Source organism: Dietzia sp. E1, assembly GCF_014145015.1.
GTDB lineage: Bacteria > Actinomycetota > Actinomycetes > Mycobacteriales > Mycobacteriaceae > Dietzia > Dietzia cinnamea_A.
In genome coordinates this window covers 1-4276 of record NZ_JAALDU010000460.1, presented here as the reverse complement: position 1 = coordinate 4276, position 4276 = coordinate 1, and the positions used below count along the sequence as shown (strand labels likewise).

Below are 4276 nucleotides of genomic sequence, written 5' to 3'. Positions count from 1 at the left end.
GACCTCCGCCGCCCCATCGACCCACGCGCCGTCGACCTCCGCCACCCCGTCGACCCCCGCGTCCTCGGGGCCGGCGGCCCCGGACCCGCGTGAGCGCCGACGCGGCGTGGCGCTGGCCGTCCTGGGGGTCGTGGGTTCGGTGCTGTCGTTCATGGTGACCACCGCGACGGGACTGCACGTCATCGTGCCCGTCGTGATCGTGGCCCTGGGTGCCGGACTGGTCTGGCAGCAGTACGACGGCGGCGGAAGAGGGTCTCCCCGGTCCGTCTTCGACTGGGCCAGGGTCACGGCAGGGGCCACCCTCGTCGTCGTCGGCCTCGCTGTCGTCGTGCTCGGCCAGGTCGAGCTCGCCGCCCTGCGGTCGTCCCTCCTGGCGGTCGTGGCGACGCTCGTCGGCGTGGGGCTCCTCAGCGTCCCCGTGGGCCTGCGCCTGTGGCGGTCGCTCGAGGAGGAACGCGCGGCGCGGATCCGCGAGGCCGAACGCAGCGACATCGCCTCCCACCTGCACGACTCCGTCCTACAGACCCTGGCCCTCATCCAGAAGCGCTCCGACGACCCCACGCAGGTGGCGCGCCTCGCCCGCCGACAGGAACGTGAACTGCGGCAGTGGCTGTTCGGCGCCGGTTCCCGGATGTCCTCCGGCGCCGCGACGGTGGCCGGGGCGGTCGAGGTGATGATCGGCGATGTCGAGGACGTCTACGGCCTGCGGGTCGACCAGGTCGTGGTGGGCGGCGACGGCCCGGTCGGCGATGCCGAGGACGCCGTGCTGGGCGCCGTCCGCGAAGCACTGGTCAACGTCGCCAAACACGCCGGCGTCGACACCGCCGACGTGTTCGTCGAGAACGACGGCCGCGTCCTCAGCGCGTTCGTCCGCGACCGCGGCCGGGGCTTCGACCCCGACGCCGTGGACGGTGACCGGCACGGCCTGGCGCAGTCCATCCGACACCGCGTGGAGAGTCGCGGGGGAACCGTGCGGGTGCGCAGTACGCTCGGGCGCGGGACCGAGATCGGGATCGAGATGCCGCTGGAGGGCGAATGACGGACGGGCCGTGTCGTGTGTTCCTCGTGGACGACCATGCGGTGTTCCGCAGCGGTGTCCGCGCCGAACTTGCCGGGCAGTCGGCGATCGAGGTGGTCGGCGAGGCCGGGTCGGTGGGCGAGGCCGTCGCCGGAATCGGTCGGGTGCGCCCCGACGTGGTGCTGCTCGACGTGCACATGCCCGACGGTGGCGGCGTGGCCGTGCTGCGGTCGGTGCTCGGCGCGGACCCGGGGGGCGTCGCCGACCCCGCTCGCGCCCCGGAGCCGACCTTCCTCGCGCTGAGCGTCTCCGACGCCGCCGAGGACGTGATCGCCGTGATCCGGGCCGGCGCCCGCGGCTACGTCACCAAGACCATCACCGGCGATGACCTCGCGGACGCGGTCCGCCGGGTGGCCGACGGGGACGCCGTGTTCTCCCCGCGTCTGGCCGGGTTCGTGCTGGACGCCTTCGCCCGCGCCGCGCCCGGCCCCGAGGAGCGCGGCGAACCCGTCCACGATCCCGAGGTCGACTCGCTCACCCCGCGCGAGAAGGAGGTCCTGCGGCTGCTGGCCCGCGGGTACACCTACCGGGAGATCGCCGAGGAGCTGTTCATCTCGGTCAAGACCGTGGAGACCCACGCCTCCAACGTCCTGCGCAAGACGCAGCAGTCCAACCGGCACGCCCTGACCCGCTGGGCGCAGTCGCGGCACCTGGACTGAGCCCCCGCCGCGGCCGCCGCGCGGGCGATACGGTGACGGCATGAGCGAACCGCGTGACCTGCCCGTCTGCTTCATCGGTGATTCGTTCGTGGCCGGATACGGCGACGAGACGGGCCGCGGCTGGACCGCGCACCTGGTGGAGGCGGGTGCCCGCGAGGGGCTGCACCTGCACGCCACCGTCGCGGGGATCGGCGGGGACACGTCCGAGATGATCCTGGCCCGCTGGGACGAGGTGGACCGTCGGCGGGCGGCGTTCCCGACCACCGCGGTGATCGCGGAGTTCGGCGTCAACGACGTCATGGAGGTCGAGGGCGAGATGCGCGTCGACGAGGCGGGCACGGTCGCGGCGTTGCGCGGGATGATCGATCGGGCTCCCCGCGGGCGGTTCCTCGTGGTGGGTCCGCCGCCGGTCGTGTGGGACGAGGTCAACGAGCGGATCGCCGCCCGCGCCGAGGCGATGGCCGCGGTGTGCGACGAGGCCCGCGTGCCGTTCGTGCCGACGTTCGACGTGCTGCTGGCGGGTGGGGCGTGGATGCGCGAGGTCGCCGCCGGTGACGGGGCCCATCCCGGCTCCGGCGGGTACGAGCAGTTCGCGGACGTCATCGTCGGCCCGGCGCTCGCGTGGCTGGGTTCGCTACCCGACGCCGAACCGGGCTACCAGACCTAGGGCCGGGCCTCCCGGCGTGGCGCCGGGTCGCTAGCGGGAGCTCTTCATGGCGCGTCTGACGGTGACGGTCGGGTCGGCCTCGAGTTCGGCCACGCGGTGCGAGTCCATGGGTAGGAGCGCGATCCGCCCGTCGGCGTCGAAGTGCAGGGCCCATCCGTAGGTCTTGGCCAGGGGAGAGGTACGCAGGCAGGGTTGGCCCTTGCCGAAGAACCGTTCGCGTTCGGCGGCGCGGTCGCTCTCCGGGATCCCCTTGCGCGCGCAGTGCACGTCGAACAGCAGGTCGTCGCTCGTCCACGTGTAGTCCGTGCCCGCGAGCCGCTCGTACTGCAGTTCGGCGACCGTGCCCTTCCCGGCGGGCGGGGCGGTCGCGGTCTCCGCCCGGGTGTCGGGGGCGGGCAGGATGAGCGTGTCGGTGTAGTTGGTGGTGTGCATGGCGAGCCTCCGGCCCTCGTCGCCCGGCATCCGGCGCCGTGCGGTGCTGTGCGGTCGTGCCGGACGGGGTGTCCGGTAACGTGAGTCTCGCCGTACGCCCGGTACGGCGGGAGGAGATTGTTGCATGTCCAACCCGCAGAACTCTGACCACAACGACGACAAGTCCGACGAGAAGGACGAGAGGGACAACCGTCCGGATTCGAAGGACGACCTCGCCGACGAGTGGGGCGACGAGTCCTTCCCGGCCAGCGATCCCCCCGGGGCTCCCTGAGCTCATCTCAGGATCTCGAACTGTTCGGACACCGCCCGCAGCGCGCTCGCGCTGCGGGCGAACTGTTCGCGCTCGGTGGTGTCGAGCTCCAGCTCCACCACCCGGTGCACTCCGGTCCGTCCGATCACGGCGGGTACCCCGATGAAGATCCCGTCCTCGCCGTACTCGCCCCGCAGCAGGGTGGACACAGGTAGGGAGACCTGTTCGTTGCGCAGCACGGCGCGGGTGATGCGGGCCAGGCCCATGCCGATGCCGTAGCTGGTGGAGCCCTTCGAATCGATGATCCGGTAGGCGGCGTCCCGGGTCTCGTCGAAGATCCGCGTGAGCCGTTCCCGCGTGGCGGGGTCGCCCTCCAGGTCGCGGCGCAGCGGCACCCCGGAGACGTTGGCGGAGGAGAAGACCGGCAGTTCGGAGTCGCCGTGTTCGCCGATGATCGAGGCGTGCACGCTCATGGGGGCGACGTCGTAGTACTCGCCCAGCATGAACCGGAATCGCGCGGAGTCGAGGATCGTCCCGGACCCGATCACCTGCGCTGACGGGAGCCCCGAGTAGCGCCAGGTGGCCTGGGTGAGGATGTCGACGGGGTTGGTGGCCACCAGCAGGATGCCGTCGAATCCGGTCGCCATGACGTCGCCGACGATCCGCTCGAACAGCGCCATGTTCCTGCCCACCAGGTCGAGTCGGGTCTCGCCGGGCTTCTGCGCGGCCCCGGCGCAGATGACGACCATGGTGGCGTCGGTGCAGTCGGCGTAGGTGCCCTCGGTGACGAGGGTGGGGGAGGGCGCCCACACGACGCCGTGGTTGAGGTCCATGACCTCGCCCACGAGCTTGTCGCGGTCGATGTCGATGATGGCCAGGTGGTCGGCCAGGCCCTGGTTGACCAGCGCGTAGGCGTAGGCGATACCGACGTCGCCGGCGCCGATGAGCACGATGCGGTTCCCGATGGAGGCCTTCATGGTCACCGAGGGTAGACCCCGGGTACGACAGGGCGGGTGGCGTCGTGGTGGTCAACCGGGGTGACGACGACGAGGAGAACCCGTCTCGAACAGGTGTTCTTGCGCGGTGTCGTACCCGTGGTGTTCACTGTTCCCGTGATCGAAAAATAGTTCGATTACGTGCTCGACGGCGTGTCGCGCGTGACGGGAGGTTCTGATGATGGTAGTGGACGC

General features: G+C 71.5%; 6 protein-coding genes. 4 read left to right on the top strand and 2 right to left on the bottom strand.

The window, feature by feature from the left end; all coding sequences use genetic code 11:
- The 3 genes from G6030_RS13960 to G6030_RS13950 form a co-directional block, all read left to right on the top strand.
- On the top strand, positions 1-1039 hold a 1039-nt coding region (locus tag G6030_RS13960; protein WP_241724366.1), incomplete at its 5' end, for an ATP-binding protein.
- Positions 1036-1737: a response regulator transcription factor gene (locus G6030_RS13955; RefSeq protein ID WP_061229082.1), complete on the top strand. Its 702-nt coding sequence runs from the start codon at positions 1036-1038 to the stop codon at positions 1735-1737. The genes G6030_RS13960 and G6030_RS13955, both read left to right, overlap by 4 nt.
- A gap of 40 nt (positions 1738-1777) precedes the next feature.
- Positions 1778-2404 (top strand): GDSL-type esterase/lipase family protein, encoded by a 627-nt coding sequence (locus G6030_RS13950; protein WP_182643542.1) that lies wholly within the window; start codon positions 1778-1780, stop codon positions 2402-2404.
- A gap of 30 nt (positions 2405-2434) precedes the next feature.
- On the opposite strand, the gene G6030_RS13945 is transcribed toward G6030_RS13950, so the two are convergent.
- Positions 2435-2836: a DUF6157 family protein gene (locus G6030_RS13945; RefSeq protein ID WP_182643541.1), complete on the bottom strand. Its 402-nt coding sequence runs from the start codon at positions 2834-2836 to the stop codon at positions 2435-2437.
- A 124-nt stretch (positions 2837-2960) separates the two neighbouring features.
- Here G6030_RS13945 and G6030_RS13940 point away from each other — a divergent pair, with 124 nt between their 5' ends.
- The gene (locus tag G6030_RS13940) at positions 2961-3107 is read left to right on the top strand and encodes a hypothetical protein (RefSeq protein WP_007630246.1); all 147 of its coding nucleotides are present in this window, start codon (positions 2961-2963) and stop codon (positions 3105-3107) included.
- Between the two features lie 2 nt (positions 3108-3109).
- On the opposite strand, the gene G6030_RS13935 is transcribed toward G6030_RS13940, so the two are convergent.
- Positions 3110-4063 (bottom strand): L-lactate dehydrogenase, encoded by a 954-nt coding sequence (locus G6030_RS13935; protein WP_182643540.1) that lies wholly within the window; start codon positions 4061-4063, stop codon positions 3110-3112.
- Between the last annotated feature and the right edge of the window lie 213 nt (positions 4064-4276).